The 26,304-nt window shown below is 63.7% G+C and carries 26 protein-coding genes; 18 read left to right on the top strand and 8 right to left on the bottom strand.

What is annotated here, in order from left to right:
- Positions 1-27 precede the first annotated feature (27 nt).
- Both ispG and GVL04_RS18955 read left to right on the top strand, forming a co-directional pair.
- Positions 28-1,194, top strand: a complete 1,167-nt coding sequence (ispG, locus tag GVL04_RS18960) for a flavodoxin-dependent (E)-4-hydroxy-3-methylbut-2-enyl-diphosphate synthase (protein WP_011774258.1) — start codon at positions 28-30, stop codon at positions 1,192-1,194.
- Positions 1,157-2,035, top strand: coding sequence for a GNAT family N-acetyltransferase (locus tag GVL04_RS18955; protein WP_159707426.1), 879 nt, complete (start codon positions 1,157-1,159; stop codon positions 2,033-2,035). Before ispG ends, GVL04_RS18955 begins: the two co-directional genes overlap by 38 nt.
- Here GVL04_RS18955 and GVL04_RS18950 read toward each other — a convergent pair.
- From GVL04_RS18950 to GVL04_RS18940, 3 genes are read right to left on the bottom strand one after another with little or no spacing between them, the layout of a single operon-like run.
- Complete coding sequence (locus GVL04_RS18950; RefSeq protein ID WP_159707388.1) at positions 2,032-2,676, bottom strand: TetR/AcrR family transcriptional regulator; 645 nt, start codon at positions 2,674-2,676, stop codon at positions 2,032-2,034. The two genes, GVL04_RS18955 and GVL04_RS18950, sit on opposite strands and share 4 nt — an antisense overlap.
- Positions 2,673-3,416 (bottom strand): ABC transporter permease, encoded by a 744-nt coding sequence (locus tag GVL04_RS18945; RefSeq protein ID WP_159707424.1) that lies wholly within the window; start codon positions 3,414-3,416, stop codon positions 2,673-2,675. Before GVL04_RS18945 ends, GVL04_RS18950 begins: the two co-directional genes overlap by 4 nt.
- A gap of 8 nt (positions 3,417-3,424) precedes the next feature.
- The gene (locus GVL04_RS18940; RefSeq protein WP_159707386.1) at positions 3,425-4,171 is read right to left on the bottom strand and encodes an ABC transporter ATP-binding protein; all 747 of its coding nucleotides are present in this window, start codon (positions 4,169-4,171) and stop codon (positions 3,425-3,427) included.
- Positions 4,172-4,674: 503 nt separating this feature from the next.
- Here GVL04_RS18940 and GVL04_RS18935 point away from each other — a divergent pair.
- Both GVL04_RS18935 and GVL04_RS18930 read left to right on the top strand, forming a co-directional pair.
- Positions 4,675-6,486 carry a proline--tRNA ligase gene (locus GVL04_RS18935; RefSeq protein WP_159707384.1) on the top strand — a complete coding sequence of 604 codons (1,812 nt, stop codon included), beginning with the start codon at positions 4,675-4,677 and terminating at the stop codon, positions 6,484-6,486.
- The gene (locus GVL04_RS18930; RefSeq protein WP_159707382.1) at positions 6,483-7,280 is read left to right on the top strand and encodes a TSUP family transporter; all 798 of its coding nucleotides are present in this window, start codon (positions 6,483-6,485) and stop codon (positions 7,278-7,280) included. Before GVL04_RS18935 ends, GVL04_RS18930 begins: the two co-directional genes overlap by 4 nt.
- A 14-nt stretch (positions 7,281-7,294) precedes the next feature.
- Here the strand turns inward: GVL04_RS18930 and GVL04_RS18925 are convergent, their stop codons facing one another.
- From GVL04_RS18925 to GVL04_RS18910, 4 genes are read right to left on the bottom strand one after another with little or no spacing between them, the layout of a single operon-like run.
- Positions 7,295-8,071, bottom strand: coding sequence for an aspartate dehydrogenase domain-containing protein (locus GVL04_RS18925; protein WP_159707380.1), 777 nt, complete (start codon positions 8,069-8,071; stop codon positions 7,295-7,297).
- Between the two features lie 3 nt (positions 8,072-8,074).
- Entirely contained in the window at positions 8,075-9,097 is a 1,023-nt protein-coding gene (locus GVL04_RS18920; protein ID WP_235036355.1) for an aminoglycoside phosphotransferase family protein, read from the bottom strand.
- A gap of 34 nt (positions 9,098-9,131) precedes the next feature.
- Entirely contained in the window at positions 9,132-9,860 is a 729-nt protein-coding gene (locus GVL04_RS18915; protein WP_159707378.1) for a VIT family protein, read from the bottom strand.
- Positions 9,861-9,911: 51 nt separating this feature from the next.
- The gene (locus tag GVL04_RS18910; protein ID WP_159707376.1) at positions 9,912-11,054 is read right to left on the bottom strand and encodes a ferritin-like domain-containing protein; all 1,143 of its coding nucleotides are present in this window, start codon (positions 11,052-11,054) and stop codon (positions 9,912-9,914) included.
- A 30-nt stretch (positions 11,055-11,084) separates the two neighbouring features.
- On the opposite strand from GVL04_RS18910, the gene rimP reads away from it, so the two are divergent.
- The 6 genes from rimP (at position 11,085) to GVL04_RS18880 (ending at position 17,373) form a co-directional block, all read left to right on the top strand.
- Positions 11,085-11,696 carry a ribosome maturation factor RimP gene (gene rimP, locus GVL04_RS18905; protein WP_159707374.1) on the top strand — a complete coding sequence of 204 codons (612 nt, stop codon included), beginning with the start codon at positions 11,085-11,087 and terminating at the stop codon, positions 11,694-11,696.
- A complete protein-coding gene (gene nusA, locus GVL04_RS18900; protein ID WP_159707372.1) occupies positions 11,696-12,676 on the top strand; it encodes a transcription termination factor NusA in 981 nt (326 codons plus the stop codon). Before rimP ends, nusA begins: the two co-directional genes overlap by 1 nt.
- 196 nt (positions 12,677-12,872) lie before the next feature.
- Positions 12,873-13,214 carry a YlxR family protein gene (locus GVL04_RS18895; protein ID WP_200846901.1) on the top strand — a complete coding sequence of 114 codons (342 nt, stop codon included), beginning with the start codon at positions 12,873-12,875 and terminating at the stop codon, positions 13,212-13,214.
- 152 nt (positions 13,215-13,366) lie between these two features.
- Complete coding sequence (gene infB / locus GVL04_RS18890) at positions 13,367-16,225, top strand: translation initiation factor IF-2 (protein ID WP_159707370.1); 2,859 nt, start codon at positions 13,367-13,369, stop codon at positions 16,223-16,225.
- Between the two features lie 77 nt (positions 16,226-16,302).
- On the top strand, positions 16,303-16,806 hold the full coding sequence (gene rbfA / locus GVL04_RS18885; RefSeq protein WP_159707368.1) for a 30S ribosome-binding factor RbfA: 504 nt from the start codon (positions 16,303-16,305) through the stop codon (positions 16,804-16,806).
- 84 nt (positions 16,807-16,890) lie between these two features.
- Positions 16,891-17,373 (top strand): nucleoside deaminase, encoded by a 483-nt coding sequence (locus GVL04_RS18880; protein ID WP_159707366.1) that lies wholly within the window; start codon positions 16,891-16,893, stop codon positions 17,371-17,373.
- Positions 17,374-17,386: 13 nt separating this feature from the next.
- Here the strand turns inward: GVL04_RS18880 and GVL04_RS18875 are convergent, their stop codons facing one another.
- Positions 17,387-18,541: a pyridoxal phosphate-dependent aminotransferase gene (locus tag GVL04_RS18875; RefSeq protein ID WP_200846900.1), complete on the bottom strand. Its 1,155-nt coding sequence runs from the start codon at positions 18,539-18,541 to the stop codon at positions 17,387-17,389.
- Positions 18,542-18,575: 34 nt separating this feature from the next.
- On the opposite strand from GVL04_RS18875, the gene truB reads away from it, so the two are divergent.
- The 8 genes from truB to GVL04_RS18835 all read left to right on the top strand — a co-directional run bounded on the left by truB (position 18,576) and on the right by GVL04_RS18835 (position 26,303).
- On the top strand, positions 18,576-19,523 hold the full coding sequence (gene truB, locus GVL04_RS18870) for a tRNA pseudouridine(55) synthase TruB (protein WP_200846899.1): 948 nt from the start codon (positions 18,576-18,578) through the stop codon (positions 19,521-19,523).
- Between the two features lie 2 nt (positions 19,524-19,525).
- Positions 19,526-19,879: a hypothetical protein gene (locus GVL04_RS18865; protein ID WP_159707360.1), complete on the top strand. Its 354-nt coding sequence runs from the start codon at positions 19,526-19,528 to the stop codon at positions 19,877-19,879.
- Positions 19,880-19,899: 20 nt separating this feature from the next.
- Complete coding sequence (locus GVL04_RS18860) at positions 19,900-20,334, top strand: hypothetical protein (protein WP_235036354.1); 435 nt, start codon at positions 19,900-19,902, stop codon at positions 20,332-20,334.
- Between the two features lie 88 nt (positions 20,335-20,422).
- Complete coding sequence (locus GVL04_RS18855; protein WP_159707356.1) at positions 20,423-21,406, top strand: bifunctional riboflavin kinase/FAD synthetase; 984 nt, start codon at positions 20,423-20,425, stop codon at positions 21,404-21,406.
- Between the two features lie 160 nt (positions 21,407-21,566).
- The gene (gene rpsO, locus GVL04_RS18850) at positions 21,567-21,836 is read left to right on the top strand and encodes a 30S ribosomal protein S15 (protein ID WP_017198030.1); all 270 of its coding nucleotides are present in this window, start codon (positions 21,567-21,569) and stop codon (positions 21,834-21,836) included.
- A gap of 241 nt (positions 21,837-22,077) precedes the next feature.
- Positions 22,078-24,330, top strand: coding sequence for a polyribonucleotide nucleotidyltransferase (locus tag GVL04_RS18845; RefSeq protein ID WP_159707354.1), 2,253 nt, complete (start codon positions 22,078-22,080; stop codon positions 24,328-24,330).
- Between the two features lie 89 nt (positions 24,331-24,419).
- Positions 24,420-25,763 carry a pitrilysin family protein gene (locus GVL04_RS18840; RefSeq protein ID WP_159707352.1) on the top strand — a complete coding sequence of 448 codons (1,344 nt, stop codon included), beginning with the start codon at positions 24,420-24,422 and terminating at the stop codon, positions 25,761-25,763.
- Positions 25,764-25,841: 78 nt separating this feature from the next.
- Entirely contained in the window at positions 25,842-26,303 is a 462-nt protein-coding gene (locus GVL04_RS18835) for a DUF1579 family protein (protein ID WP_159707350.1), read from the top strand.
- Position 26,304 lies beyond the last annotated feature (1 nt).

The following is a 26,304-nucleotide window of genomic DNA, read 5'->3' as shown; positions in this document are numbered from 1 at the left end:
CGATCCACCCCAATCCAAGGAGTCCACGTGACCTCGGTCAGCCTGGGAATGCCAGCAGCCCCACCCCCCGTCCTTGCCCCGCGCCGTAAGACGCGGCAGATCAAGGTTGGCTCCGTTGGTGTTGGTTCTGATTCGCCAATCAGCGTTCAGTCCATGACCACCACGCCCACCACGGACATCAATGCCACGCTTCAGCAGATCGCTGAACTGACGGCGTCCGGCTGCGACATCGTGCGTGTTGCCTGCCCCTCCGCGGATGATGCAGAAGCTTTGCCCATCATTGCCCGCAAGTCCCAGATTCCCGTGATTGCCGATATCCACTTCCAGCCGAAGTACGTCTTCGCCGCTATTGAGGCCGGATGCGCGGCAGTACGAGTGAACCCGGGCAACATCCGTAAGTTCGATGACCAGGTCAAAGAGATCGCAGCAGCGGCCAGGGACCACGGCACGTCCATCCGGATCGGCGTCAACGCCGGATCCCTTGAGCCGGGCATCATGAAGAAGTACGGCAAGGCCACCCCGGAAGCGCTGGTTGAATCCGCCGTCTGGGAAGCCTCACTGTTCGAAGAGCACGGGTTCCACGACTTCAAAATCTCCGTCAAGCACAATGATCCCGTCATCATGGTTGCCGCTTACGAGATGCTGGCCGAAAAGGGCGACTGGCCCCTGCACCTCGGTGTGACAGAAGCCGGGCCGGCGTTCCAAGGCACCATCAAGTCGGCCACAGCGTTCGGTGCGCTGCTGTCCCGCGGCATCGGCGACACCATCCGCGTTTCCCTCTCGGCGCCGCCGGTGGAGGAAATCAAGGTGGGAAACCAGATCCTGCAGTCCCTGAACCTGCGCCCCCGCAAGCTCGAAATTGTCTCCTGCCCGTCCTGTGGCCGCGCCCAAGTGGACGTGTACACGCTGGCAGAGCAAGTAACGGCCGGTTTGGAAGGCATGGAGATCCCGCTGCGCGTCGCCGTCATGGGCTGCGTGGTTAACGGACCCGGCGAGGCCCGCGAAGCGGACCTGGGTGTGGCCTCCGGAAACGGCAAGGGCCAGATTTTCGTGAAGGGCGAAGTCATCAAGACTGTGCCTGAAAGCGAAATTGTTGAGACACTGATCGAAGAGGCCATGCGCATCGCCGAAGAGATGGGGGAGGCCGATGGCGAAGATGCTGTCAAGGGTAGCCCCGTGGTTAGCGTCTCGTAACGAGAACGGCTTGGGAGTCAGGGTGCTCGGCAACGCCGACACCCTGGCTCTTCGCGCGCTTGCAAGCGAAGACGTCGTTGCCAACGTCTTCATACTGGCCCACTTGGACAGTACCGGCACGGCGGCGCCCACCAGCGGGGGCGCCAGTGTTTTCGGCGTGTTCGACGACGACAGGCTCCTGGGTGCCTGTTGGGCCGGAGCCAATCTGGTTCCCGTCCAACTCGATCCGGGATTGGCAGGATACATAGCCACAGCAGCCCACCAAACAGGACGCCGCTATGCTTCGATTTTTGGTCCTGCCGATACGGTCCTGGCTCTCTACTCCCGGTTCGAGCAACTAGGCCATGCGGCCCACGAGGTCCGTTCCCACCAGCCCCTCCTCACTCTTTCGGGCGGCCCGGCCATCGGCGCAAACCCGGCCCTGACTTTTGGCACCATGACGGACTTCGACCGCATCCTTCCCGCCTGCGCGGCGATGTTCGAGGAAGAAGTGGGCTACTCACCTTTCCTTGGCGGCCAGGAGTTCTACAGCAGGCGGGTTGCCGGCCTCATTCGGCAAGGCCATTCGCTGGTCCACATCGATGCCGGAGGCACGGTGGTCTTCAAAGCCGAACTTGGTGCTGTCACAGCCGACGTAACCCAGGTCCAGGGCGTGTGGATGAATCCGGAACTGCGGGGGCGCGGCCAGAGCGCCGGCTACATGGCCGCCGTCGTGAATCTTTCCAAGACCTTTGCCCCCGTGACGAGCCTGTACGTCAACGACTACAACGCCAAAGCCCGTGCCACCTATGACAGGGTTGGTTTCGAGCAGGCAGGCACGTTCGCGACGGTCCTGTTCTAGACGAACGGCGAGTTCCAGCCCAAAGGCGAGCTGCCGGGGGAGTCCAGGTCCCCCGTGAGGTAGCGCTGGATGGTCGGTGCCACCAAGCGGATCACGTCATCCTGGGTAGCGGATGCCAAAGGCTCAAGGCGGATCACGTAGCGGGTCAACATCAATCCCATCACCTGCGCCGCAACAAGATTGCCCCGTAGTCGCACCTCCCCGGCAAGGCCAGGAACCCCGGACATGACCCTGGACAGTATGGTCCGGTTCACCATTTCCCGCAGCAGGGCAGTCTTGGCTCTGGACCCGATGGTTCCCCGAACGAACGCCACCAGGCTGTGCTGTGCCGGGCTCTCCCACAGCCTGAGGACCGCCCGGACAATCGCTTCGGCCCGCAGGGATGGGTCCGTGCTTTCGACGCCGGCGAGCACCTCTGACGGATCTGCCGGCAGCTCCACGCAGGCGGCAAAGAGCTCGTCCTTCCCCCGGAAAAAGTGGTGCACCATGGCAGGGTCCACGGCGGCCTCGCGGGCAACCTGTCGGAGGCTGGTTCCTTCGAACCCGTGCTCGGCAAACAACTTCCGTGCGGCAGCAAGGATGGCTTTGCGGGAGTGGTCGCCGGCGCTGCGGCGGCCCCGCCGGACCTGCGGCAGGCTCATCGTGTCTGCCGCCGAAGGGTCAGCGAGGCCAGGACCAGGACCCCAACGACGATCACGCCCATCACTATCGTGTCCTGCCACATCGAGGCCGTCGTTTCGGCATTGCCGGCGATCTCCTTCAACGCATCCACGGAGAACGTCAGCGGCAGGACTCCTGAGATGGCCTCCAGGACTTCATTCATATCTTCCCGGGCCACGAACAGCCCGCACAACAGGATCTGCGGCACCACCACGACAGGCATGAACTGCACGGCCTGGAATTCGGTGCGCGCGAACGCGGAGCACAGCAGCCCAAGGGCGACGCCGAGGACGGCGTTGATGACGGCGATCATCACTACGAATCCCGGACTTCCCTTGATGTCCAGGTCGAACACCCAATAAGCAACGGCCGTCGCCACCAGCGACTGGAGGGCGGCCATGATCGAAAATGCCAGGGCGTAGCCGAAAAGAAGATCGGCCTTATGGATGGGCGTGGTCAGGAGGCGCTCCAACGTCCCGGATGTGCGCTCTCGGAGCATGGTGATGGACGTGACCAGGAACATCACAACGAACGGGAAGATGGCCAGCATCATCAGCCCCACACGGTCGAAGGTGCGAGGGAATCCTGGAGGCAGGGTCTCGTTTTCGAAGAGGAAGTAGACGGCTGCCAGCAGAAATGCCGGAACCACCAGGATCAGCCCTACACTGCGGTGATCGTGCCGCAGCTGGCCCAGAACACGGGCCGTCGTGGCGAGGGTCATACGGAGGTTCACGATGCCACCTGGCTTTCCTGGCCGCGGTCGGCGGCCTTGATGAGGCTCAGGAATGCCCGCTCCAGGTCGCTGCTGTGGCCGCGTTCAGCAAGCTCGGTGGGCGTGAGCTGCGCCAACAGCAGTCCGTCGCGCAACAAGAGCAGCGAAGAGCAATGCGATGCCTCCTCCATGACGTGGCTGGAAACCAGCAGCGTTGTGCCAGCGGCCGCCATGGCGGCGAAGCGTTCCCACAGTTCTGCCCGAAGCACCGGGTCGAGCCCCACGGTGGGCTCGTCCAGGACCAAGAGCTTTGGGTGGGAAACCAGTGCGCATGCCAGGGACACCCTGCTGAACTGCCCGCCGGACAGGTCCGCGGCTTTCTGCCTGGCGAGTGTTGAGAGCCCGACGGCGGCAATCGCCCCTGCAGTGTCGGCCGTCGTCGCCCCGTGCATGGCGCCGAAGTACCGGACGTTCGCTTCGACGCTAAGGTCCGGATAGACGCTGGCACCCTGGGTGACGTATCCGACGTCGTGCCTGAGCGGTGCGCTGCCGGCCGGGCGGCCCAGGACAGTCAAGGTTCCCCGGGTGATCCGCTGGACTCCGACAATGGCGCGCATCAGCGTTGTCTTGCCGCTGCCGGAAGGGCCGAGCAGTCCGGTAATACGGCCCGAATCCACAGTGAAATCAAGTCCGCGGAGGATCTTGGTCCGGGAGCGGGAGACATGTAGGCCGTCCGCTTCGATAGCCGCTGGAAGGGGTGACATACGGGCCTCCGATGGCTCCATTAATTCACCAACTGATGAAATAAAAGTAGATCCACACGTCGCAGGGGTCAAGAGTTGCGGCAGCGCCGGGTAGCCCCAATCCTTGAAAATGTGTCTGCGATCACATAGGTTCTACCCAAGCCGTGTCGTTGGGGTGCGGGTGGCAACAGGGGGAAAACATGACCAAGACCTTGAAGGGCGCCATAAGCGCTTCCGCCATCCGAAAGCTCGGCAGTGACCAATGCTTCCCAGTCGCAGGCGATCCCGTTCCGCTGGAGGGAACGGCGATCTAGTCCCCGGACAGAGTCTGCGGCCGGCCGGCCGCTGAGCCACGCCATCGCAGGATGACCAGCCCATTGCGGCCAGGGGCTTCCACACGCGACGGCGTGGCTCTTCTGTGTCCGGCGCACGGCCAAGCGGCCGTTCAAGCGGCAAGGCACTGAACCGGTAGATTAGTAGGCAGTTGTTTTTGCCACATCTGCCATAGAAACGGATACGTACCCGTGGTCCTTCGCCTTTCCCAGTTGTTCCTGCGCACCTTGCGTGAAGATCCCGTCGACGCCGAGGTCGCCAGCCACAAGCTCCTGGTACGCGCCGGGTACATCCGCCGCGCAGCCCCGGGCATTTACACCTGGCTTCCGCTGGGCCTAAGTGTCCTGCGCAAGGTGGAGGAGATCATCCGCCAGGAAATGTCTGCCATCGGCGCCCAGGAAGTCCACTTCCCGGCACTGCTTCCGCGCGAACCTTACGAGGCCACCAACCGGTGGACCGAGTACGGCGAAGGGCTGTTCCGCCTCCAGGACCGCAAGGGCGCGGACTACCTCCTTGCTCCCACGCACGAGGAAATGTTCACGCTCCTGGTGAAGGACCTTTACTCCTCGTACAAGGACCTTCCCCTGAGCCTGTACCAGATCCAGAACAAGTACCGCGATGAAGCACGTCCCCGGGCAGGCCTTCTCCGCGGTCGCGAGTTCATCATGAAGGACTCCTACTCCTTCGACGTTGACGACGCCGGCTTGGATGCCAGCTACGCCGCGCACCGTGCTGCGTACCTGAAGATCTTTGCGCGCCTGGGCCTGGACGTCATCCCGGTGGCGGCCACGGCCGGTGCCATGGGTGGTTCCAAGAGCGAGGAATTCCTGTTCCCCACCGAGATCGGCGAGGACACTTTCGTGCGCTCGGCTGGCGGCTACTACGCCAACGTCGAGGCTGTAACCACTGTTGTTCCCGACGAGATCGACTTCAGCAACGCCCCGGCGGCCCAGGTCCTGGACACGCCGAACACGCCCACCATCGATACCCTCGTGGACGCAGCCAACCAGCTGGCTCCGCGCAGTGAGTCCGACGGCGGCGCTTGGGTCGCCGCTGACACGCTCAAGAACGTGGTCCTCGCCGTCACACTGCCCACCGGTGAGCGCCAGATCGTCGTCATCGGCGTTCCGGGCGACCGCGCCGTGGATCTCAAGCGCGTGGAGGCCAACATCGGTTCCCACCTGCCGATTGCCGGCGAAATCGGCCTCGAAGCTGCCAACGAAGAAGACCTCAAGAAGTTGCCGTGGCTGGTCAAGGGCTACATCGGCCCCGGCCTCTCCCTGGACCAGCCAGTGCTGGGCCTTGAAGGCTCGTCCAAGGTGCTCTTCCTGGTGGACCCCCGTGTCGTGTCCGGCACCAGCTGGGTCACCGGCGCCAACGCGGAGGGCAAGCACGTCTTCGGCCTGGTTGCCGGCCGCGATTTCGCGTGGGACGGCGTTATCGAGAGCACCGAAGTCCGTGCCGGCGATCCCGCCCCGGACGGCTCCGGTCCCTTGGAAACCGCCCGTGGCATCGAAATGGGGCACATCTTCCAGCTGGGCCGCAAATACGCTGCGGCACTGGACTTGAAGGTCCTGGACCAGAACGGCAAGCAGGTAGTTGTCACCATGGGTTCCTATGGCGTAGGCGTGACGCGTGCCGTGGCTGCCCTGGCCGAGGCCAACCACGATGACCGTGGCATTGTATGGCCCCGCTCGGTTGCTCCGGCCGATGTCCATGTTGTGGCAGTTGGCCGTGGCGATGAAATTTTCGAAGCGGCTGAAAAGCTGTCCGCCGAGCTCGAAGCCGCTGGCCTGGACGTCATTTTCGATGACCGTCCCAAGGTTTCACCCGGCGTGAAGTTCGGCGATGCCGAGCTCGTGGGCGTGCCCACCATCCTGGCCGTCGGCCGGGGATTGGTGGATGGCGTCGTGGAAATCAAGGACCGCCGCAGCGGCGAAGCCGAGAACATTTCGGTGGACCAGGCCGTGGATTACGTGGTCAACGCCGTACGAAACCGGTGATTTCCGGCTTCGAATCAATCCAGCTCACCACAATCATCCTGATTGTGGTGGCTGGATTCGCCGCCGGCTGGGTTGACGCCGTTGTTGGGGGCGGGGGACTGCTCCAGCTCCCCGCGCTCCTGCTGGTCCCGGGCATCACGCCTGTCCAAGCGCTGGCGACCAACAAAATGGGGTCCATTTTCGGGACAACCACCAGCGCCGTCACGTATTACCGGCGCGTGGGGCCGGACCTCAAGACTGCGATTCCCATGGCGGTCATCGCCTTGGCGGGGAGCTTCGGCGGTGCAATCCTTGCGGCCTCCCTGCCTGCCAGCGTGTTCAAGCCCATCATCGTTGTGGCGTTGATCGCCGTCGCCATCTTCACGGCCTTGCGCCCCCGCGCGGGTGAGCTGACAGCGCTTCGCCACGATGGCCACAAGCACTACGTCGTGGCCTGCCTCATCGGCGCGGTGATCGGCTTTTACGACGGATTGATCGGCCCCGGTACGGGCTCGTTCCTGGTGATCGCCCTCGTTTCGGCCATGGGCTATGCCTTCCTCGAAGCCAGCGCCAAGGCGAAGATCGTCAACATGGCGACGAATGCCGGCGCGTTGATTTTCTTCCTCCCGCACGGCTCACTGCTGTGGGGCGTGGGACTCATCCTGGGCCTGGCCAACATGGCCGGCGGCTACTTGGGCGCCCGCACCGCCGTGGCCAAGGGGAGCGGCTTTGTGCGGATTGTGTTCCTGATCGTGGTGGCCGCGTTGATCATTAAGCTCGGCGTGGACGTCTGGAATGAGAACTTCGCGGCCTAGCACTGCAGCGGGCGTCAGATAAAACTGCCGCTGGCGTTGGCCAGCGTCTGCAAACCGCGGACGACGGCGTGCGGCACCAAAGCGCTCGACGCCGGATTGTTGGGGGATGCCTCGTTGGTCACCCGGACATCGAAAGTGCCCAGGCTTGTCTCAGCTACCACATGGTGGGCGGTCTGGTGGGCTCCCGGATCCGCAATGAGCACGGCCTCCACCACGTCCCAGTTGCCGGCTGCCAGAGCAAGCGCAGACACCACGTTGGTGGATTTGGGGAAGGCTTTGATCAGCTCAGCCGGCCCACCCCGCAGAAGCTCCACTGGCCGGGTAGCTGCGAGGAGGCCTTCTTTGGTTTCCCCGTCCATCCACGGCTGCACCAGGGCGGCGGGCAGCTTTCGCGACTCCAGTGTGATGCGGTGAATGGTTCCGCCCGCCCGGGCGGCGGTGATCGCATCCAGTCCTCCCAACGCCCCGGTTGTCAGGAACGTCCGGCCAGGACCGTCGTCGAGCAACGTTGTCCGCAGGGCCCTGTCACACAAGGCACCGATCGAGGTGACCAGCAGGTCCTTGCCGGCTGAGACGGTGCGGGGGCCGAACTCGGCGACAGCGGCCACACCGGCGCACTCCACCACAACATCAGCGGCTTCCAGGGCATCGTCGAAGCTGAATCCTGTGCCGGCGTCGCCGTGCGGTACCACTCCGGCGAGCCGGACGCCCGGGGCGGTCCCGGCCTTGAGCAGTTCTGCGATCCGCGAGCCGATGGCCCCGGATCCGATCAGGGCGACGGTGAGGGCCATGGCCTAGTGCACCATCGCGCCGGGATCGGGGAGCTCATGTGCCCGCGGAAGGTCATCAAGTGTCCGGCCGGCGAGGGTGCTGGCAACCCACAGCGAGCGTGCGAAGTCTCCGCCGTGATGGGGAGTCCCGGCGTACCCGAGGGCGTTTTCCACCTCGCGGGCAACGCTCCATTGCCGGGCTGCCTCCGGATCAAGTCCGGCAGCGAGGCTGAAGTCGTGGCAGCGTTCCCGGAGTGCAGCTTCCGGGTCTGTCCGGGAGAGGTCATGGATGCGGTTCCACAGAATCGGTGCGACGGCGAACTCGGCCTCACCAACCTGCGGTTGCGGGTCGATGGCCAGGTAATCGCCCCGGTGCGACCGGTGGTCGCTGATGACAGCCAGGATGTTCATGAAGTGCAGGTCCGTGTGTACCAGGACATCAGTGCCGGAGCGGCGTCCCACGGCTCCACGTGTCTGGCACACTTCCAGGGCCGCTTCAAGCAGCCATCTGGGGAAAGGCCGGTCCAAGCGTTCCCATTCCGCAGGGAGTTCGTCACTCCACCGCTCGGCAGTTGCGGCAACATGGTCGAAAGCCCGCCATTCAAGCCGATCATCGGGCGTGATGGAGATCTGGCGCATAATGGCGCCCCAAGCGTCCCGGGCTTCGTCCAGCGCGACGTCCTGGAGCCAGCGGGTGGCATCAAGCCGTTCCAGGAGCATTGAGCAACTGGGTTCGTCCGCTGCGAGGAGCCGGGCCGCTCCGTGGCCGTCCCAGAGTGCCAGGGCGTGGCGCTCCACAAGGGCTTCGTCGTGCGGGAAAGCGATCTTCAAGGCAGCCTGTGTGCCGTCCTGGAGGACCGGAACCACCAGGGCTCCATGGCCGTTCCACGGTTCGGCGCCGGGAGCCAGGTCAACTGAGAGCTGCCAGCGATCAATCGCATCGGAGATAAGTCCCGGAAGGCTGGCCAACCAGTCACGACCTGCCGAGTCGCGGTTGTACCGGGCGTGCAGGTCGCCCGGAATGGGAATCATCGCGTGAAGGGTCACGCGATCAGCCTAACTCTGCTGCAACGCGCGGCTCTTAGAAAACGCCGCTGGCGCCCAAGAGCGTTCCGATGGAGAACGTGGCGGCCAAGGCCAACGCCCCGCCCAACACCACCCGGGCAGCTGCACGGAAACGGGACGCGCCGCCGATCCATGCGCCGATTGCGCCGGTGATCGCCAAGGCCAGGAGGACCGCAACGAAGGTCAGCGGTACGCGCAGTTCCGGGGGAGGCAAGAGGATGGCCAGCATGGGAAGTGCGGCTCCCAGGGTGAACGCCACGGCGGACGCCAAAGCTGCGTTCCAGGGGCTTACGATGTCGTCCTCCTGGATATTCAGTTCCGCCGAGAGATGGGCGGCCAGGGCATCGTGCTCCGTCAGTTCCTCCGCAACAGTCCGGGCCGTCTTGGCGCTGAGGCCTTTGGACTCGTAGATGGCGACCAGTTCGTTGAGTTCGTCCTCGGGTTGTTCGGCCAGTTCGCGGCGTTCCTTTTCAATCAGCGCTTTTTGAGTGTCGCTTTGGCTGCTGACGGAGACGTACTCGCCCAAAGCCATGGAGATGGCGCCGCCCACCAGCCCAGCTGTGCCGGCCGCGAGAACACTGCCGGTGCTGGTCGTGGCGCCTGCAACGCCCACCACGATCGCAGCAACGGACACAATGCCGTCATTGGCCCCCAGGACGCCGGCCCGCAACCAGTTCAAGCGATGGGCCAAATCATCCCGGTGGGGTTCGTTCTCATGCATCGTGGCAGTTTCTGTGGAGGCCATGGTCCAAGCCAAGCACCGGCTGGCGGCGTTGACCAGCATGGCTAGGCTGGCCTATCCGGCGTCGGACGTGGCGCTGCCAGTGGAACCGGGAATGGGCAGGGGAGGCAAGTCTCCGGGATCGAGCTTCAGTCCGGGCAGTGCGGGTGCGTCCGCGCCCCACGCAATGCTCCTGCGGGCAGCGGCCAAGAGGCCGTCCACCGCCCAAGTGCGGGTCTCACCCGTGGACAGGGCAACCAGGTCCGCGAACACCGGCAGGGAAGAGAATTCCAAAGCGGCCAAGGAAGAAGCAGGATCTTTGGCGAATTGTCCAGGAAGACGGTAACCGGCTTCGCTGGCAGGTACGTCCCCGCAGTTGGCGCGGGTCAGCGCCTCTACTTGCTGGAGCGACAATTCGTGCGCTTGCAAGTCCCGGGCAGCGGCCTCAGCCGCTTTGCTGTCCAGCCGTTTGAGTGCCACCTGATAGGCATAGATGGCCTCCTGCTGCGAGCGGACCGCTGCTGCCAGCGCTGCATCAGTGGTGGCGGACGTGGTGTCGGCGGTTGGACTCACTGACGGGCAAGGTGCGGCTGACGGCGTTGAGGCGGGCACCGTGGTCGCTGACGGCGCAGGTTCCTTAGGGACAGGCATTTGCCAGCCTGCCGCCAGCTTTTCGGCCTGAAGAAGTTGGGCGGATCCGACGGCGGCAAGCAGACGCGCGATACCGCCGTCGGCCTCGCCGGCGTCCGTCAAGCGCTTCCGCCCGCTGACGGCCAAATCTGCAACAAATGAGGCGCGGGTGGTCTCGGTGGATGGCGTACTGGCGGCAGACGACGGTGTGCCGGCAGGATCCAGGAGGGCCTGCGCCTGGGTTGTCAGCAAAGTCACAGCGTCTCCAAGGACTGGCTTTCCCGTATCCGGGCCGGCCGCCTCTGCCAGTGCGGTGGCCGATTCCCGCAGCCGCAATGTGTCCTCGAACGCCCCAACGCGCGCGTTTTCGGTGAAGGTGACCGGCGGGGGAGTCCCGGAATCACGCGGAATAAGCACTATTCCTGTACCAGCCACGAGCAGCGCCACCACGGCAACCAGCACAACCCGGCCCCACGGTGGTGTTTGTCGTTTTTCGCTTGTCTGCCCGTTCACAACAGACCATGGTGTCACGTGGGCGGCAAACTCCGTGCACCATGTTCCCGGGAAAATCGTTAGGCTAGTAGTCACAACAACATCTATCGGGAGGCGGCGGGCAACGTGAGTGACTCGGAAGCCACGACTTCAACAGACCGTTCTGAATCGAACTCAACGGCCACCATCCACAACCCGGAAGAGAGCAGGCTTAAGACGCTGCTCGAACCGGCCGTCCTTGCCAGCAGGCTCTACCTCGAGGATGTTTCCATCCACGTTGCCGGTTCACACCGCACTGTCCACGTCGTAGTGGATCTTCCGCAGGAGGAGACCGGGGGCGTTAGCCTTGACGCCATCGCGGAAGTTTCACGCGGGCTGTCCGATATTCTGGACAACGATCCCCACGATGACGGCCGTCCGTATGACCTGGAGGTTTCTTCCCCCGGCGTCAGCCGCCCCCTGACCGAGCCGCGCCACTGGCATCGCGCCCGTGGTCGCATGGTCCGGGTCAACGTTATTCAGGGTGACTACCTCCTGGGACGCATCGCTTCGGTGGAGGATGACGCAGTGACGCTGATTCCCGAACACGAGGTCAAAAAGGGCATGAAGCCCAAGCAAGGCGACCCCATCACGATTCCTTTCGACAGGATCCGTCAAGGAAAAGTCGAGATTGAATTCAGCCACCTCCACGAGGCTGCGCTGGAAAACGAGCACAACGGACCTTCTGAGGAGGCCTAATGGATATTGACATGAGCGCACTGAGACTCCTGGAGCGTGAGCGTGAAATCCCGCTGGATCTCCTGATTCCCACCATCGAGCAAGCGTTGTTGGTGGCCTACCACAAGACGCCCGGCGCCTTCGAGAAGGCTCGCGCAGAACTGGACCGCAAGAGCGGTCACGTGACCATCTGGGCCACTGAGATCGACGACGACGGCGAGCCGATCGGCGAGTTCGAGGACACCCCGGCCGGTTTCGGTCGTATCGCTGCCAGCACGGCACGCCAGATCATCCTGCAGCGCCTTCGCGACGTTGAGGATGACAACGTGCTGGGCGAGTTCAAGGGCCGTGAAGGCGAACTTGTGGCCGGCATGATCCAGCAGGGCAACAACCCGCACATGATCCAGGTCAACCTTGGTGCTGTTGAGGCACTGCTGCCGCCGCCCGAGCAGGTTCCCGGTGAGAAGTACCTCCACGGAAGCCGCCTGCGTGCTTTCGTGGTGGATGTCCACCGTGGCGCCAAGGGGCCGTCCATCACGCTCTCGCGTTCGCACCCCGGACTGGTCCGCAAGTTGTTCGAAATGGAAGTTCCGGAGATCGCGGATCATTCCGTGGAAATCGTGGCACTTGCCCGCGAAGCCGGCCACCGCACCAAGATTGCCGTCAAGGCGAACACCCCGGGCGTCAACGCCAAGGGTGCCTGCATCGGTGAAATGGGTTCGCGCGTCCGTGCGGTCATGACTGAACTGAACGATGAAAAGATCGACATCGTCGACTTCAGTGATGACCCGGCAACTTTCATCGCCAACTCACTGTCGCCGTCGCGAGTGAATTCCGTCACTATTACCGACGAGGCAACCCGCTCGGCCCGCGTAGTGGTGCCCGATTACCAGCTTTCGCTGGCGATCGGCAAGGAGGGGCAGAACGCCCGGCTCGCAGCAAAGCTGACGGGTTGGCGGATCGATATCGTCTCCGACGCCGCTCCGGCGAAGGTCGACTAACGCTCCAACCGGCGGCTCAGGCCGCCGGTTCCGCGCCGCGCTTGCGGCGTACCTGGTTTCGGGAGTGCGGGGCCGGGGGGCTAGACTAGATGGAACCGGGCTTACGTCCGGTATCCGCGCGCTTTGGCGTGCCTCAGCTGCGTTGCAGGACAGGGGCCCGTCGGGCGCCAGAAGCGTAAGGCAGGTTGGACACGTCGTGGCTGAACTGCTGGAACATGGCCAGGGGCCTGTTCGCACGTGCATCGGATGCCGGAAGCATGGCTCCCGGTCCGAGCTTGTCCGGCTGGTCGCCCAAGGCGGCGGTTCCTCCGCTGTCCTGGTGGATGAACGACGCCGGATGGCCGGCAGGGGTGCGTGGCTGCACCCCAGCGAAAAGTGCTTGGCATTGGCGATCAAGCGGCGCGCTTTCGGAAGGGCCCTCGCGGGCGCTGCCGAAACGGGTGCCGTTGAAAGATACCTGATGCCGGGCACGCCACTTGTGGAGGCCCAGGCCGCCACGGGAAAACCGTCCAAACCTGAAAGCGGGTCAGAAAACTGATGGAAACCCGATGAGTTCCCAGCGATGAGTGCGTAACGATGACAACTTTGTTGCGCTCTGCAATGGGCCTTTCAGTCGCGCTTGCGGCAGGGGCCCGCAGTAAGAAGTAGACGGTTCGTGCCTGGCTCGGTGCGGACCGAGACAGGAGAAATGTGGCCAAGGTCCGCGTACATGAGCTCGCCAAAGAGCTCGGTATTACTTCCAAAGATGCAGTAACAAAACTGCAGGAATTGGGCGAATTCGTTCGCTCCGCCTCTTCCACCATTGAGGCCCCCGTCGTGAAGAAGCTTCGCGACGCCTACCCGGGTGCCGGTGCCGCTAAGGCCGCCGCTCCCGCAGCTGCTCCGGCGGCAACCCGTCCCGCAGCATCCCGTCCGGCCGCTCCGGCTCCCGGACCTGCAGCACCGAAGGCTCCGGCCCCGGCGCCTGCAGCCGCTGCTCCGGCCGCTCCTGCTCCCGCAGCCCCGGCTCCGGCAGCACCCGCGGCTCCCGCTGCATCCACCCCGGTTTCGGCCAAGCCCGGTGCCCGTCCTGCCCCCAAGGCAGAGACTCCGGCTCCGGCACGTCAAGGTGGCCAGGCCCCGCGTCCGGGCGGTCCCCGTCCGGGCAACAACCCGTTTGCTACGTCCCAGGGCATGCCCCGCGGCCGTGGTGGCGATGGCGATCGTCCGCCGCGTCCGGGCAACAACCCATTCGCTCCGTCGCAGGGTATGCCCCGTGGTGAGCGCCGCAACGACGGCGAACGCCCCGGTGGTCCCCGTCCCGCTGCCGGCGCAGGCGGTCCCCGTCCTGCCGCAGGCACAGGTGGTCCCCGTCCGGGCGCTCCGCGTCCCGGTGCACCCCGTCCGGGCGCTCCGCGTCCCGCTGGCGGTCCCGGTGCCGGAAACCGTCCTACTCCGGGCATGATGCCCAATCGCACTGAGCGTCCGGCTCCCGGTGGCGCAGGCCGTCCGGGTGGCGCAGGCCGTCCCGGTGGCGGCCCCGGTCGTCCGGGTGGCGCACCCGGTGCAGGTACCGGTGGCGGCGCTCCCGCCGGCGGTGGCTTCGGTAAGGGTGGCCGCGGTCGCGGTGGCACCCAGGGTGCCTTCGGCAAGGGCGGCGCCGGTCGTGGCAAGCAGCGCAAGTCGAAGCGTGCCAAGCGCCAGGAACTGGAGCAGATGAGTGCTCCGTCGCTGGGCGGCGTATCAGTACCCCGCGGTGATGGCGAGACCATCATCCGCCTGCGTCGTGGCTCGTCCATCACGGACTTTGCCGAGAAGATTGATGCGAACCCCGCGTCACTGGTCACCGTGCTGTTCCACCTCGGTGAAATGGCAACGGCAACGCAGTCCCTCGACGAAGACACCTTTGGCCTGCTTGGCGCCGAACTCGGCTACAAGCTCCAGGTTGTTTCCCCTGAGGATGAAGAGCGCGAGCTGCTGGACCAGTTCGACATCAACATCCAGGATGAACTCGACGCCGAAGGTGACGACGTTCTTGAGGCCCGCGCACCGGTTGTCACCGTCATGGGTCACGTTGACCACGGTAAGACCCGCCTGTTGGACGCAATCCGCAACTCGAACGTTGTGGCCGGCGAGCACGGTGGCATCACCCAGCACATCGGTGCCTACCAGATCAGCCACGTCCACGAGGGCACGCCCCGCGACATCACCTTCATTGACACCCCCGGTCACGAGGCCTTCACGGCCATGCGTGCACGTGGTGCCAAGGTCACTGACATCGCGATCCTGGTTGTAGCAGCCGACGACGGCGTTATGCCGCAGACGGTGGAAGCACTCAACCACGCCCAGGCAGCCAACGTGCCGATCGTCGTCGCAGTGAACAAGATCGACAAGGAAGGCGCCAACCCTGACAAGGTCAAGGGCCAGCTGACCGAGTACGGCTTGGTTCCGGAAGAATACGGTGGCGACACCATGTTCGTTGAGGTCTCTGCACGCCAGAACCTCAACATCGATGCACTGATCGACGCCGTCCTGCTGACGGCCGATGCCGCCCTGGATCTGCGCGCCAACCCGGACAAGGACGCTCGAGGCATTGCCATCGAAGCGAACCTGGACAAGGGTCGCGGTGCTGTTGCTACCGTCCTGGTCCAGTCCGGAACCTTGGCCGTGGGTGACACGATCGTGGCCGGTACGGCTCACGGCCGCGTCCGCGCCATGTTCGACGAGAACGGCGAGGCACTCGATGTCGCACTGCCGTCCCGTCCGGTCCAGGTCCTCGGCCTGTCCAACGTGCCGCGTGCAGGTGACACCTTCCTGGTGACCCCTGACGAGCGTACGGCCCGCCAGATCGCTGAGAAGCGTGAAGCTGCCGACCGCAACGCCGCACTGGCCAAGCGTCGCAAGCGCATCAGCCTGGAAGACTTCGACCAGGCCGTTGCCGAAGGCAAGATCGACACCCTCAACCTCATCCTCAAGGGTGACGTGTCCGGTGCTGTGGAAGCCCTCGAAGACGCCTTGCTCAAGATCGACGTCGGAGACGACGACGTTCAGCTCCGTGTCATCCACCGCGGTGTGGGTGCCATCACGCAGAACGACGTCAACCTCGCAACGGTGGACAACGCCATCATCATCGGCTTCAACGTCAAGCCGGCAGAGCGCGTTGCCGAACTGGCTGACCGTGAAGGCGTGGACATGCGCTTCTACTCGGTCATCTACGCAGCAATCGATGACATTGAGATGGCTCTCAAGGGCATGCTCAAGCCGGAATACGAAGAAGTCCAGCTTGGTACTGCCGAGGTCCGCGAAGTCTTCCGTTCCTCCAAGTTCGGCAACATTGCAGGCTCGATCGTCCGCACGGGCATCATCCGCCGTAACACCAAGGCACGTGTCAGCCGCGATGGCAAGGTCATCGGTGACAACCTCACCGTTGAGACGCTCAAGCGCTTCAAGGATGACGCAACCGAAGTCCGTACCGACTTCGAGTGTGGTATCGGTCTTGGCTCCTTCAACGACATCAACGAAGGCGACATCATCGAGACCTTCGAGATGCGCGAAAAGCCGCGCGTCTAGGTTCCGTTTGGAACGGGTCCGTCGGGTTACCCCGGCGGACCCGTTCCTTCCCCGTTTCTACTTTCCAGGAGGAAGTCATGGCTGATCCCGCTCGCGCTGCCAAGCTGGCACAGCGGATTAAGGTCGTCGTCGCAGAAGCCCTCGGACGTCGCGTGAAGGATCCTCGTGTCGAGTCCATCACGGTTACCGACGCCCGCGTCACCAACGACCTTCAGCACGCCACCATCTACTACACCGTCTTCGGTGACGAGGTAGCCCACGCTGATGCCGCCCGAGCCTTGGAAAAGGCCAAGGGTGTGCTGCGGCAGGAAGTTGGCCGCAACATCACGGTCCGGCTCACCCCGACCCTCGAGTTTGTTGCCGACCAGATTCCGGTCAATGCATCGAACCTTGAGGAGTTGCTGCGCGAAGCCAAGCGTCGCGACGCCGAAGTTGCCGCGCTGGCCGCCGGCGCCAAGCATGCAGGCGAGGTAGATCCCTACAAGGGCGACGACCCCGACGACATCGACGAGGACGACTTCGACGAAGAGGACACCGACCTCTCCGACGACAACGAACTCGACGAAGACGCCAACCGCTAGAACCTCAGAGTTTTTGTACGGCCAGTGCCCCTAAGACTGCGTTTTAGGGGCACTGGCTGTACTCAAACTCGTTAGGATCAGAGCATGTCGGCGCACAGTGCTCAGCAGCGTGATGAATATCTGAACCGGGCTATTCGCCTGGCGGTGCAGAATGTATCCGACGGCGGCGGTCCCTTCGGCGCCGTCGTGGTCACCCCGGACGGAACTGTCCATGAGGGAGTGAACCGGGTGACACGTGACCACGATCCCACCGCCCATGCCGAAGTGGTGGCCATTCGTCGGGCAGCAGCGGCAATGCAGAAGTTCGACCTCAGCGGTGCCGTGCTCTATGCCAGCTGTGAGCCCTGCCCGCTGTGTTTGTCGGCCACCCTGTGGGCCAGGATCGGTCACGTCTACTTCGCGGCGGACAGGCATGGTGCGGCCCGGGCGGGCTTTGATGACGCCGTGTTCTACGAATACTTCGCTGGAACCAGACCTGAGCTGCTTCCGGTAGAGCATGCTGAACTGGCCGCGTCCGGTGACCCGTTCGACGCCTGGCTGAACCACTCCCGCCGGACCGCATACTAGTCCTGCCGCGGAGCTAAGCCTTCGCTGGGAGGCGCCTGACGCCGTCGAGCAGGTCTTGCTGCCCGCCGCAAAGGGCGATCCTGATCCAACCCTCACCGATGGACCCGAACGCAGTTCCCGGCGCGAACGACACCCCGGAATCCGCCAGGAATTTGCGCACCCAGGTGCGGACATCCCCGTCACTTACATGGGACACTTCGGCCCACAAATAAAACGCTCCTTGAGCACCCAGATAGCGAATACCCTTCTCCGACAGCACGGCCGAAGCCGCGTCCCGGTTGCTGCGGTAGTGCTCGCGTGCGCGGGAAACATAATCCTGGGGGCCGGTCAACGCCGCCAGGGCAGCGTACTGCGACGGAGAGGCGACGCAGGAGACGATCGCCTCCATGACGTTGTTCATTTTCTGTTCCAAGCCCGGAGGGCAAACCAAAGCCCCGATCCGCAGGCCCGTGAGCCCATACGTTTTGGACAGGGTCAGGGAGGTGAACACTCGGGCTTCGCCGGGAACAGTGCTGTCGAAGCGGGCCGGACTGACATGGGGGACATCGAACGTGAAGGCTTCGTAGCACTCGTCCGAAATGATCCAGAGATCATGGCGCACAGCCAGCTCCACGAGTTGGCGGGTGGCATTTTCGCTGATGACTGCCCCCAACGGGTTGGAGGGCGAATTCAGCATCAATACCTTGGTCCGGGGCGTAATGAGTGCCTCGATGTCCTCGATATGCGGCTGGAAGTCGTTTTGAGGGTACAGCGGATACTGCACCGGGACGGCATGCAGAAGCCTGCTCGTCATGGCGAAGGTGGGGTAGCCGGGATTGGGGATGAGGATCTCATCTCCGGGTGAGAGCAGGAGGCTCATGGCGAAGTGCAAGCCCTGCTGGGCTCCGTCCACCACATAGACACGCTCCGCGCCGATCTGTACACGTTGCTGTTCGCGGAAACGGGCTGCGAAGGCTTCACGAAGTGCGGGAATCCCGGCATTCGGTGTGTAGTTGGTCTCATCCCTGTCCAGGCAGGCAATGCCGGCGTCCAGGACGTGGCGGGGGAGGGCAAACCCCGGTTCCCCGATGCTGAGGACGATCGCGCCGGGCGTCGCCCAAGCGGCCTCGGTGATCTCACGGATCTGGTTCACGGGGACGTCGCGCACATGCGGGGCAAGCTCAGGCATGGGAGCCATCCTAGCCACCCATATACTGGTAAGCGTGCTTTCTGGACTGGTAATCGTTGACAAACCGCAGGGATGGACCAGCCATGATGTGGTTGGCCGGATGCGGCGGCTGGCTGGTACCCGGAAAGTGGGGCACGCGGGGACCCTGGATCCCATGGCTACAGGTGTCCTGGTGCTCGGCATCAATAAGGCCACACGCCTGCTGACCTACATCGTGGGTACGTCCAAGACGTACACCGCCACCATCAGGCTCGGTGAAACCACTATCACCGACGACGCCGAAGGCGACGTTACGGAGGCCCGCAGCGCCGCGAATGTCACCGACGACGCCATCGCGGCCGGGGTTGCCGCGCTCACAGGCCCCATCCAACAGGTGCCCAGCAGCGTCAGCGCCATCAAGGTCAACGGTGAGCGCTCCTACGCCCGTGTCCGTTCGGGGGAAGAGGTCAAGCTCGCCGCCCGCCCGGTCACCATTCACCGCTTCGATGTCCACTCCATCACCAGGGTCGACGGCGGCAGGGTAGTCGACGTCGACGTCACCGTGGAGTGTTCGTCCGGGACGTACATCAGGGCCCTGGCCCGGGACCTCGGCAACGACTTGGCCGTCGGCGGTCACCTCACGGCACTCCGCAGGACCCAGGTGGGCCCCTACTCCCTGGAGCAGGCCCGCACACTTGAGGAGTTGGCTGAGGAACTCGAGGTCCTGGAAATGTCCCTCGCCGCACGTGCCCTCATGCCCAACCGGGAACTGAGTGAGGAAGAAACCACTGAGATCTCCTTCGGCCGCCGCATCGCTGCCGGCCCGGGGGCAGGGACTCCTGACGCGGCCACGGCCGGGAATCCGGCAGCGGCGTTCGCGCCGTCGGGGGAGTTGGTGGCTCTGCTGGCTGACACCGGGAGCTTTGCGAAGCCGGTGCTGGTCTTTGCGCCGGGAACAGGACCGGGTTCCAGTACCGGTGCAGGAACCGGGCAGGCGAACTAGGCATGGACGGATACTTTTACGCCATCCTGATCGTTGGATTGGTGTCCACCATTATGTGTGTCGTGGCGGGGCTCATGAAGAAAGCACCCAACGACCCCACCATCTTTTCCGTGCTTGCAGTTGAACTGGTCCTGCTGGTGTACCTGGTGGGTTCGATCGTCCGGGTTGCCACGGGCGAACAAATCGCCGGCGAAATATGGGAGTTTTGGGGCTACTTGATCACGGCGCTGATGATTCCGTTGGGGGCTGTCTATTGGGCCATCCTCGAACGAACCCGCTGGAGCAACTTCGTCCTGGCGGCAGTGGGCGTCACGGTGATCGTGATGGGCGCCCGCATGAACCAGATCTGGTACTGACCTTGAAGGAAGAACACAACGTGACTGGAACCGAGACAAACCCAGCGAGCCGGCGGCCACAGCAAAAGGACACCAGGAACACTGGTCCTGGCCGCCTGTTGATCGCGGTGTACGCCGTGTTTGCGCTGTCGGCGACGGCACGCGCTGGCTACCAGATCGCTACCAAGTTCGCTGAAGCTCCGCTGGCGCACATCCTGTCGGCGTTCGCCGCCGTCGTCTATATCGTGGCCACCGTTTCGCTGGCCAAGCCGGGCCGCACCTGGTTCAAGGTTTCGGTCGCCGCCGTGCTCACGGAGCTCATAGGCGTGCTGGTGGTCGGAGCGATCAGCCTTTTCGACCCCGTCGCGTTCCCGCACGACACTGTGTGGTCGCTGTTCGGCCGGGGCTATGGCTTCGTGCCGCTGGTGCTTCCGGTCCTGGGCCTTCTGTGGCTCAACAAGCGCAGGCCGTCCTGAGCCAGCTGCCCTTCCGGGTAACCTTAGAATGTTCCGGCGCCGGGAGGTTGCCGGGCGGAACGAATATCTGCAGTAAAAGGCGAGGTTGATGGTCCACATCTGGAACGATCCCACCGAAGTCCCCAAGGACTTCGGACCTACTGTCGTTACCCTCGGGAACTTTGACGGCGTCCATCGAGGCCACCAGCATGTCCTGTCGCAACTGACCGATACCGCCAAACGCCACAACATCCCGTCGGTTGCCGTGACGTTCGACCCCCACCCCGCCCAGGTCCACAGGCCGGATTCAGCCCCGGAACTGATCATGGGACTGCAGGACAAACTTGATGCCCTTGGCGACACCGGCGTTGATGCCGTGCTGGTCATGAAGTACACCCTGGACCTGGCAGCCATGACGCCCATCGGGTTCGTCCGGGACGTCCTCCTTGACGGACTCCACGCGGCACACGTCGTTGTAGGCCACGACCTCCGCTTTGGTGCCGGCAACGTGGGCGATGTTGTCACCATGCAGGAGTTGGGCGAAGACCTCGGCTTTGGTGTGCAGGTAGTCAACGAATTCGGGGCGGGAGGTTTCCCGGTCCACGACGACGGCGACACGGACCGCCGCTGTTCTTCCACCTGGGTGCGGGAAGCCTTGTCCGAAGGCGACGTCGTGACGGCGGCAGCTGTACTGGGCCGCCCGCATCGCATGCGTGGTGAAGTGGTCCACGGCGCTGCCCGCGGCCGCGATCTTGGTTTCCCCACAGCAAACCTTGCCCATGATTCCACCGGCTATGTTCCCGCGGACGGCATCTACGCAGGATGGTTGATCGACCAATCCGGCACACGCTGGCCTGCAGCCATCTCCGTTGGGTCCAACCCCACTTTCGATGGCGTGAGCCGTCAGGTGGAAGCACATGTGATTGACCGCCCGGAGGAGAACGTGGAGGACTTCGATCTCTACGGCCAGACCGTGGCCGTCGAGTTCACACAGCGACTCCGCGGCATGGTTGCATACCGGGGACCCGAAGCGTTGGTCGAGCAAATGTGCCTGGACGTAGCCCAGGCGCACGAGCTGTTGGCCACGCGCTAGGGGCATTTTCGACAACACTGCTGACCTGCCGGTAAACTGATGAGTGGATCCGGCTGCAGTCCGTGGCGGCTGGACCTGTTTTTGTGTGCGGCAACGTATCAAAGGCAACCCGTCAGCGAGGCGCTGCACCGGGAGGCACGGCACAACTCTAGGAGTTCACGTGGCACTTGACGCCGCTGTAAAGCAGTCCATCATCAAGGAATACGCAACCTCTGAAGGCGACACTGGTTCGCCCGAGGTCCAGGTTGCAGTCCTGACCCAGCGGATCAAGGATCTGACTGAGCACATGAAGGAGCACAAGCACGACTTCCACACCCAGCGCGGTCTGCTGGCCATGGTTGGTCGTCGCAAGCGCATGCTTTCCTACCTGAAGAACACTGACATCGCCCGCTACCGTGCGCTCATCGAGCGTCTCGGCCTGCGCCGCTAGTCTTCCTTTAGGGGCGGCCCGCTCCTGTCGGGGACGGGCCGCCTTCTTCACCAACAACTAAAAACAGGAATCAACCGCATCGCGCATTCGCGGTCCTCGGTAGTGATTCCCGGGAAGCTCATCTGTGGTGATGACGCCCGTGGATCTCGATCGATGACCGGGTGTCGTACAGGCCAGGAAAAAAGAAGAGGCCTGGGTTGATGCGGTGGACTTCCGCTAACAGAAACGGAGGTGACTCTCTATGGAGGGTCCCGAAATCCAGTTCTCCGAAGCCATCATCGACAACGGCCGTTTTGGCAAGCGCGTCATTCGCTTCGAAACCGGCCGCCTTGCCAAGCAGGCAGCCGGTGCCTCGATGGTCTACATCGACGAAGACACCGCCCTGCTCTCCGCAACCACCGCAGGCAAGCAGCCGCGCGAAGGTTTCGACTTCTTCCCGCTGACGGTCGACGTTGAAGAGCGTATGTACGCAGCCGGCCGCATCCCGGGCTCATTCTTCCGCCGTGAAGGCCGCCCGTCCACCGAAGCCATCCTGGCTTGCCGCCTCATGGACCGTCCGCTGCGCCCCGCGTTCGTCAAGGGCCTGCGCAACGAGGTCCAGATCGTGGTCACCGTCTTGGCCATCAACCCCGATGAGCTCTACGACGTCGTCGCCATCAACGCGTCCTCGATGTCCACGCAGCTGTCCGGCCTCCCGTTCTCCGGCCCGATCGGTGGCGTCCGCGTCGCCCTCATCGCCGATGAGCAGGGTTCGCAGTGGGTTGCTTTCCCCAAGCACTCCCAGCTTGAGAACGCCGTCTTCAACATGGTTGTAGCCGGCCGCATCACAGGTGACGACGTCGCCATCATGATGGTTGAAGCCGAAGCCACGGACAACTCCTGGAACCTCATCAAGGAACAGGGCGCCACGGCTCCCACCGAAGAGGTTGTCTCCGAGGGCCTCGAGGCTGCCAAGCCGTTCATCAAGGCACTCTGTGAAGCACAGGCGGACCTGGCTGCACGCGCTGCCAAGCCCACCGTCGAGTTCCCCGTGTTCCTGGACTACCAGGACGATGTTTACGCCGCTGTTGAAGCCGCTGCTGCCGACAAGCTGGCTGCTGTCTTCCAGATCGCTGACAAGCAGGACCGCGACAACGCCTCTGACGAGCTCAAGGACGAAGTCCTGGGCGCGCTTGCCGGTAACTTCGAAGGCCGCGAGAAGGAACTGTCCGCAGCTTTCCGCTCGGTCACCAAGCAGGTTGTGCGCCAGCGCATCCTCAAGGACCAGATCCGCATCGACGGCCGTGGCCTGACGGACATCCGCCAGCTCACCGCCGAGGTAGAGGTTCTGCCCCGCGTTCACGGTTCGGCCATCTTCGAACGCGGCGAAACCCAGATCATGGGTGTCACCACGCTGAACATGCTCAAGATGGAACAGCAGATCGACTCGTTGTCGCCGGTAACGCGCAAGCGCTACATGCACAACTACAACTTCCCGCCGTACTCCACCGGTGAGACCGGCCGCGTCGGTTCCCCGAAGCGCCGCGAAATCGGCCACGGTGCCCTCGCAGAGCGCGCCCTGGTTCCGGTGCTGCCGACGCGTGAAGAGTTCCCGTACGCCATCCGCCAGGTATCCGAGGCCCTCAGCTCCAACGGCTCGACGTCCATGGGCTCGGTCTGTGCTTCGACGCTTTCCATGCTCAACGCCGGTGTGCCGTTGAAGGCAGCAGTTGCCGGTATCGCCATGGGCCTGGTTTCCGACCAGGTAGACGGCCAGACCCGCTACGCAGCGCTGACCGACATCCTCGGCGCCGAAGACGCTTTCGGCGACATGGACTTCAAGGTTGCCGGTACGTCCGAGTTCGTCACGGCCATCCAGCTGGACACCAAGCTCGACGGCATCCCCGCTTCCGTGCTGGCCGCAGCACTGAAGCAGGCACGCGAAGCCCGCCTCCACATCCTCGAGGTCATCAACGCAGCGATCGACACCCCGGACGAGCTCTCCGAGTTCGCACCGCGAGTCATCGCAGTCAAGATCCCCGTTGACAAGATCGGCGAGGTCATCGGGCCCAAGGGCAAGATGATCAACCAGATCCAGGAAGACACTGGCGCGGACATCTCCATCGAAGATGACGGCACGGTCTACATTGGCGCAACCAACGGTCCGTCTGCCGATGCAGCACGTTCCGCCATCAACGCCATCGCCAACCCGCAGGTACCGGAAATCGGTGAGCGCTACTTGGGTACGGTCGTCAAGACCACTACCTTCGGCGCCTTCGTTTCCCTTACCCCGGGCAAGGACGGCCTGCTGCACATCTCCGAGCTCCGCAAGCTGGCCAATGGCAAGCGCGTGGACAACGTTGATGATGTCGTCTCCGTGGGCCAGAAGGTCCAGGTAGAGATCACCAAGATCGACGACCGCGGAAAGCTCTCCCTCTCACCGGTTGTTGCCGAGGAAGAGGGCGCAGCTTCAGAGGACGCACCAGCCGAGGCTGTTGAAGAGTCCGCAGAGTAGTCTGTAAGCAGTACACCCGGCGGGGCCGGTGGGCTTGAAAAAGCTCCACCGGCCCTTCCGGCCTTAACCCGAAAACCTGAAAGGCCTTGATGACTGTCGTACCCTTGCCGCTGGAGCAGACCCTTCCGGGTGGCGAATTGATCCATGGTGCCGAGGGCGGTTCCGTCGTGCGGCGCTCAGTCCTGCCCGGCGGCGTGCGCGTCTTGACCGAGGCAATGCCCGGTCAGCGTTCGGCCACCATCGGGTTTTGGGTGGCAGTGGGTTCGCGCGACGAAGCGGACGGCCAGCACGGTTCCACGCACTTCCTTGAGCACTTGTTGTTCAAGGGCACCAAGAGGCGCACGGCCTTGGAGATCGCATCGGCCTTCGATGAGGTTGGCGGCGAGTCGAATGCTGCCACTGCGAAGGAAAGCACCTGCTACTTCGCCAGGGTGCTGGACACGGACTTGCCCATGGCCATCGACGTGATTGCCGACATGATCACCGGTGCGGTCCTCGATCCTGCCGAGCTGGAGCAGGAACGCGACGTCATCCTTGAGGAAATCGCGATGGACAGCGATGATCCCACCGACGTCGCGCATGAGAAGTTCGTGGAAGCTGTGCTCGGCAGGCATCCGCTGGCCCGCCCCATCGGTGGAACGCCTGACGCCATCAAAGCTGTGGCACGGGACTCGGTCTGGGCGCACTACCAGCGCTACTACCGTCCTGAGGAACTGGTCATCACCGCCGCGGGCGGCCTGGATCACGACGTCGTCTGTGACCTTGTGCTCGATGCCCTGACGGCTGCGGGCTGGCAGCTGGATGCTGATGCGGCCCCCGTCAAGCGCCGCGGGACTGAACGGGCTGTCATCACGGGGACGTCAGGCCTTCACGTGGTCAAGCGCCCCGTTGAGCAAGCGAACATCATCATGGGGTGCCCCACGATCGTCGCAACTGATGACCGCCGTTTCGTCATGAGCGTGCTCAACGCCGTGCTGGGCGGCGGCATGTCCTCCAGGCTGTTCCAGGAAATCCGCGAGAAGCGTGGCCTGGTGTACTCCACGTACTCCTTCACTGCGGCCTACGCCGATGCCGGGTACTTCGGCATGTACGCCGGGTGCACCCCTTCGAAGGTCCGCCAGGTGCTGGAGCTCCTGGGCGTCGAGCTGGAGAAGTTGGCCACGGATGGCATTACCGAAGAAGAACTCCGCAAGGCCGTAGGACAGCTCAGCGGTGGAATTGTCCTGGCGCTCGAGGACACGGGATCACGGATGTCACGGTTGGGCCGGGCGGAGCTCGTGTCCGGAGAATTCCAGGACATTGACGAAACCCTGGCCCGGATACAGGCCGTCACGGTGGATGAAGTGCAGGACCTGGCCCGCGAGCTCGCAGCCGCACCCCGCACCATCACCGTCGTCGGTCCGTTTGAGGAAACCGAGACGTTCGGCCTCTAAGTCTCTGGACTCCCGCACTGTCAGCAGGGCAGCATGATCACACAGTGATGATGCTGCCCTGACTACTTTGGAGACGAGATGGATCTGCCCTCAAGCGGCCAAGCTGCGGAGATGCTGCACGACTTCATCGGTCACTGGCGGGGAATCACGGAGATAGCGGCCTCGCCGTGGGGGAGTGCCCGGACAGCCGACGCCGAGGTGGTATTCACCAGGGCCGCCGGAGGGTACGCCGTGGTCCAGAGTTACAGGCACCGCGAAGCCGACGGTACGCATTTCGAGGGGCACGGCATGTTCACGGTGGACCGGGACCACGGAGACACCCTGTGGTACTACGTGGACAGCATGGGCCGGCCCCCTGCCAGCCCCGTTCGGGGAACGTGGAACGCTGGAACGTTGACCTTGGAGCGCCGAACGGCAGACGGCGTAGCCAAGCACACTTTCCGCGTAGAAGATGGCGTGCTGGTGCACACAGCCGACCTCCGGCTCGAGGGGACAGCCGGATTCAGCCCACTGCTGAAGAGCGTGTTCAGGAAAGCTTGAA

The organism is Arthrobacter sp. 18067, assembly GCF_902706295.1.
In the GTDB taxonomy this organism is placed as follows: Bacteria; Actinomycetota; Actinomycetes; order Actinomycetales; family Micrococcaceae; genus Arthrobacter.
Note: the sequence above shows the minus strand (reverse complement) of the source record. Positions and strands in the feature narration are given on the sequence as shown.

Coding starts and splice junctions, on each gene's coding strand:
- GVL04_RS18955 (WP_159707426.1), top strand. CDS start 1,157: ATGCTGTCAAGGGTAGCCCCGTGGTTAGCGTCTCGTAACGAGAACGGC.
- GVL04_RS18950 (WP_159707388.1), bottom strand. CDS start 2,676: ATGAGCCTGCCGCAGGTCCGGCGGGGCCGCCGCAGCGCCGGCGACCAC.
- GVL04_RS18945 (WP_159707424.1), bottom strand. CDS start 3,416: ATGACCCTCGCCACGACGGCCCGTGTTCTGGGCCAGCTGCGGCACGAT.
- GVL04_RS18940 (WP_159707386.1), bottom strand. CDS start 4,171: ATGTCACCCCTTCCAGCGGCTATCGAAGCGGACGGCCTACATGTCTCC.
- GVL04_RS18925 (WP_159707380.1), bottom strand. CDS start 8,071: ATGGCCCTCACCGTCGCCCTGATCGGATCCGGGGCCATCGGCTCGCGG.
- GVL04_RS18915 (WP_159707378.1), bottom strand. CDS start 9,860: ATGGCCTCCACAGAAACTGCCACGATGCATGAGAACGAACCCCACCGG.
- nusA (WP_159707372.1), top strand. CDS start 11,696: ATGGATATTGACATGAGCGCACTGAGACTCCTGGAGCGTGAGCGTGAA.
- rbfA (WP_159707368.1), top strand. CDS start 16,303: ATGGCTGATCCCGCTCGCGCTGCCAAGCTGGCACAGCGGATTAAGGTC.
- GVL04_RS18880 (WP_159707366.1), top strand. CDS start 16,891: ATGTCGGCGCACAGTGCTCAGCAGCGTGATGAATATCTGAACCGGGCT.
- GVL04_RS18875 (WP_200846900.1), bottom strand. CDS start 18,541: ATGCCTGAGCTTGCCCCGCATGTGCGCGACGTCCCCGTGAACCAGATC.
- GVL04_RS18865 (WP_159707360.1), top strand. CDS start 19,526: ATGGACGGATACTTTTACGCCATCCTGATCGTTGGATTGGTGTCCACC.
- GVL04_RS18855 (WP_159707356.1), top strand. CDS start 20,423: ATGGTCCACATCTGGAACGATCCCACCGAAGTCCCCAAGGACTTCGGA.
- GVL04_RS18845 (WP_159707354.1), top strand. CDS start 22,078: ATGGAGGGTCCCGAAATCCAGTTCTCCGAAGCCATCATCGACAACGGC.
- GVL04_RS18840 (WP_159707352.1), top strand. CDS start 24,420: ATGACTGTCGTACCCTTGCCGCTGGAGCAGACCCTTCCGGGTGGCGAA.
- GVL04_RS18835 (WP_159707350.1), top strand. CDS start 25,842: ATGGATCTGCCCTCAAGCGGCCAAGCTGCGGAGATGCTGCACGACTTC.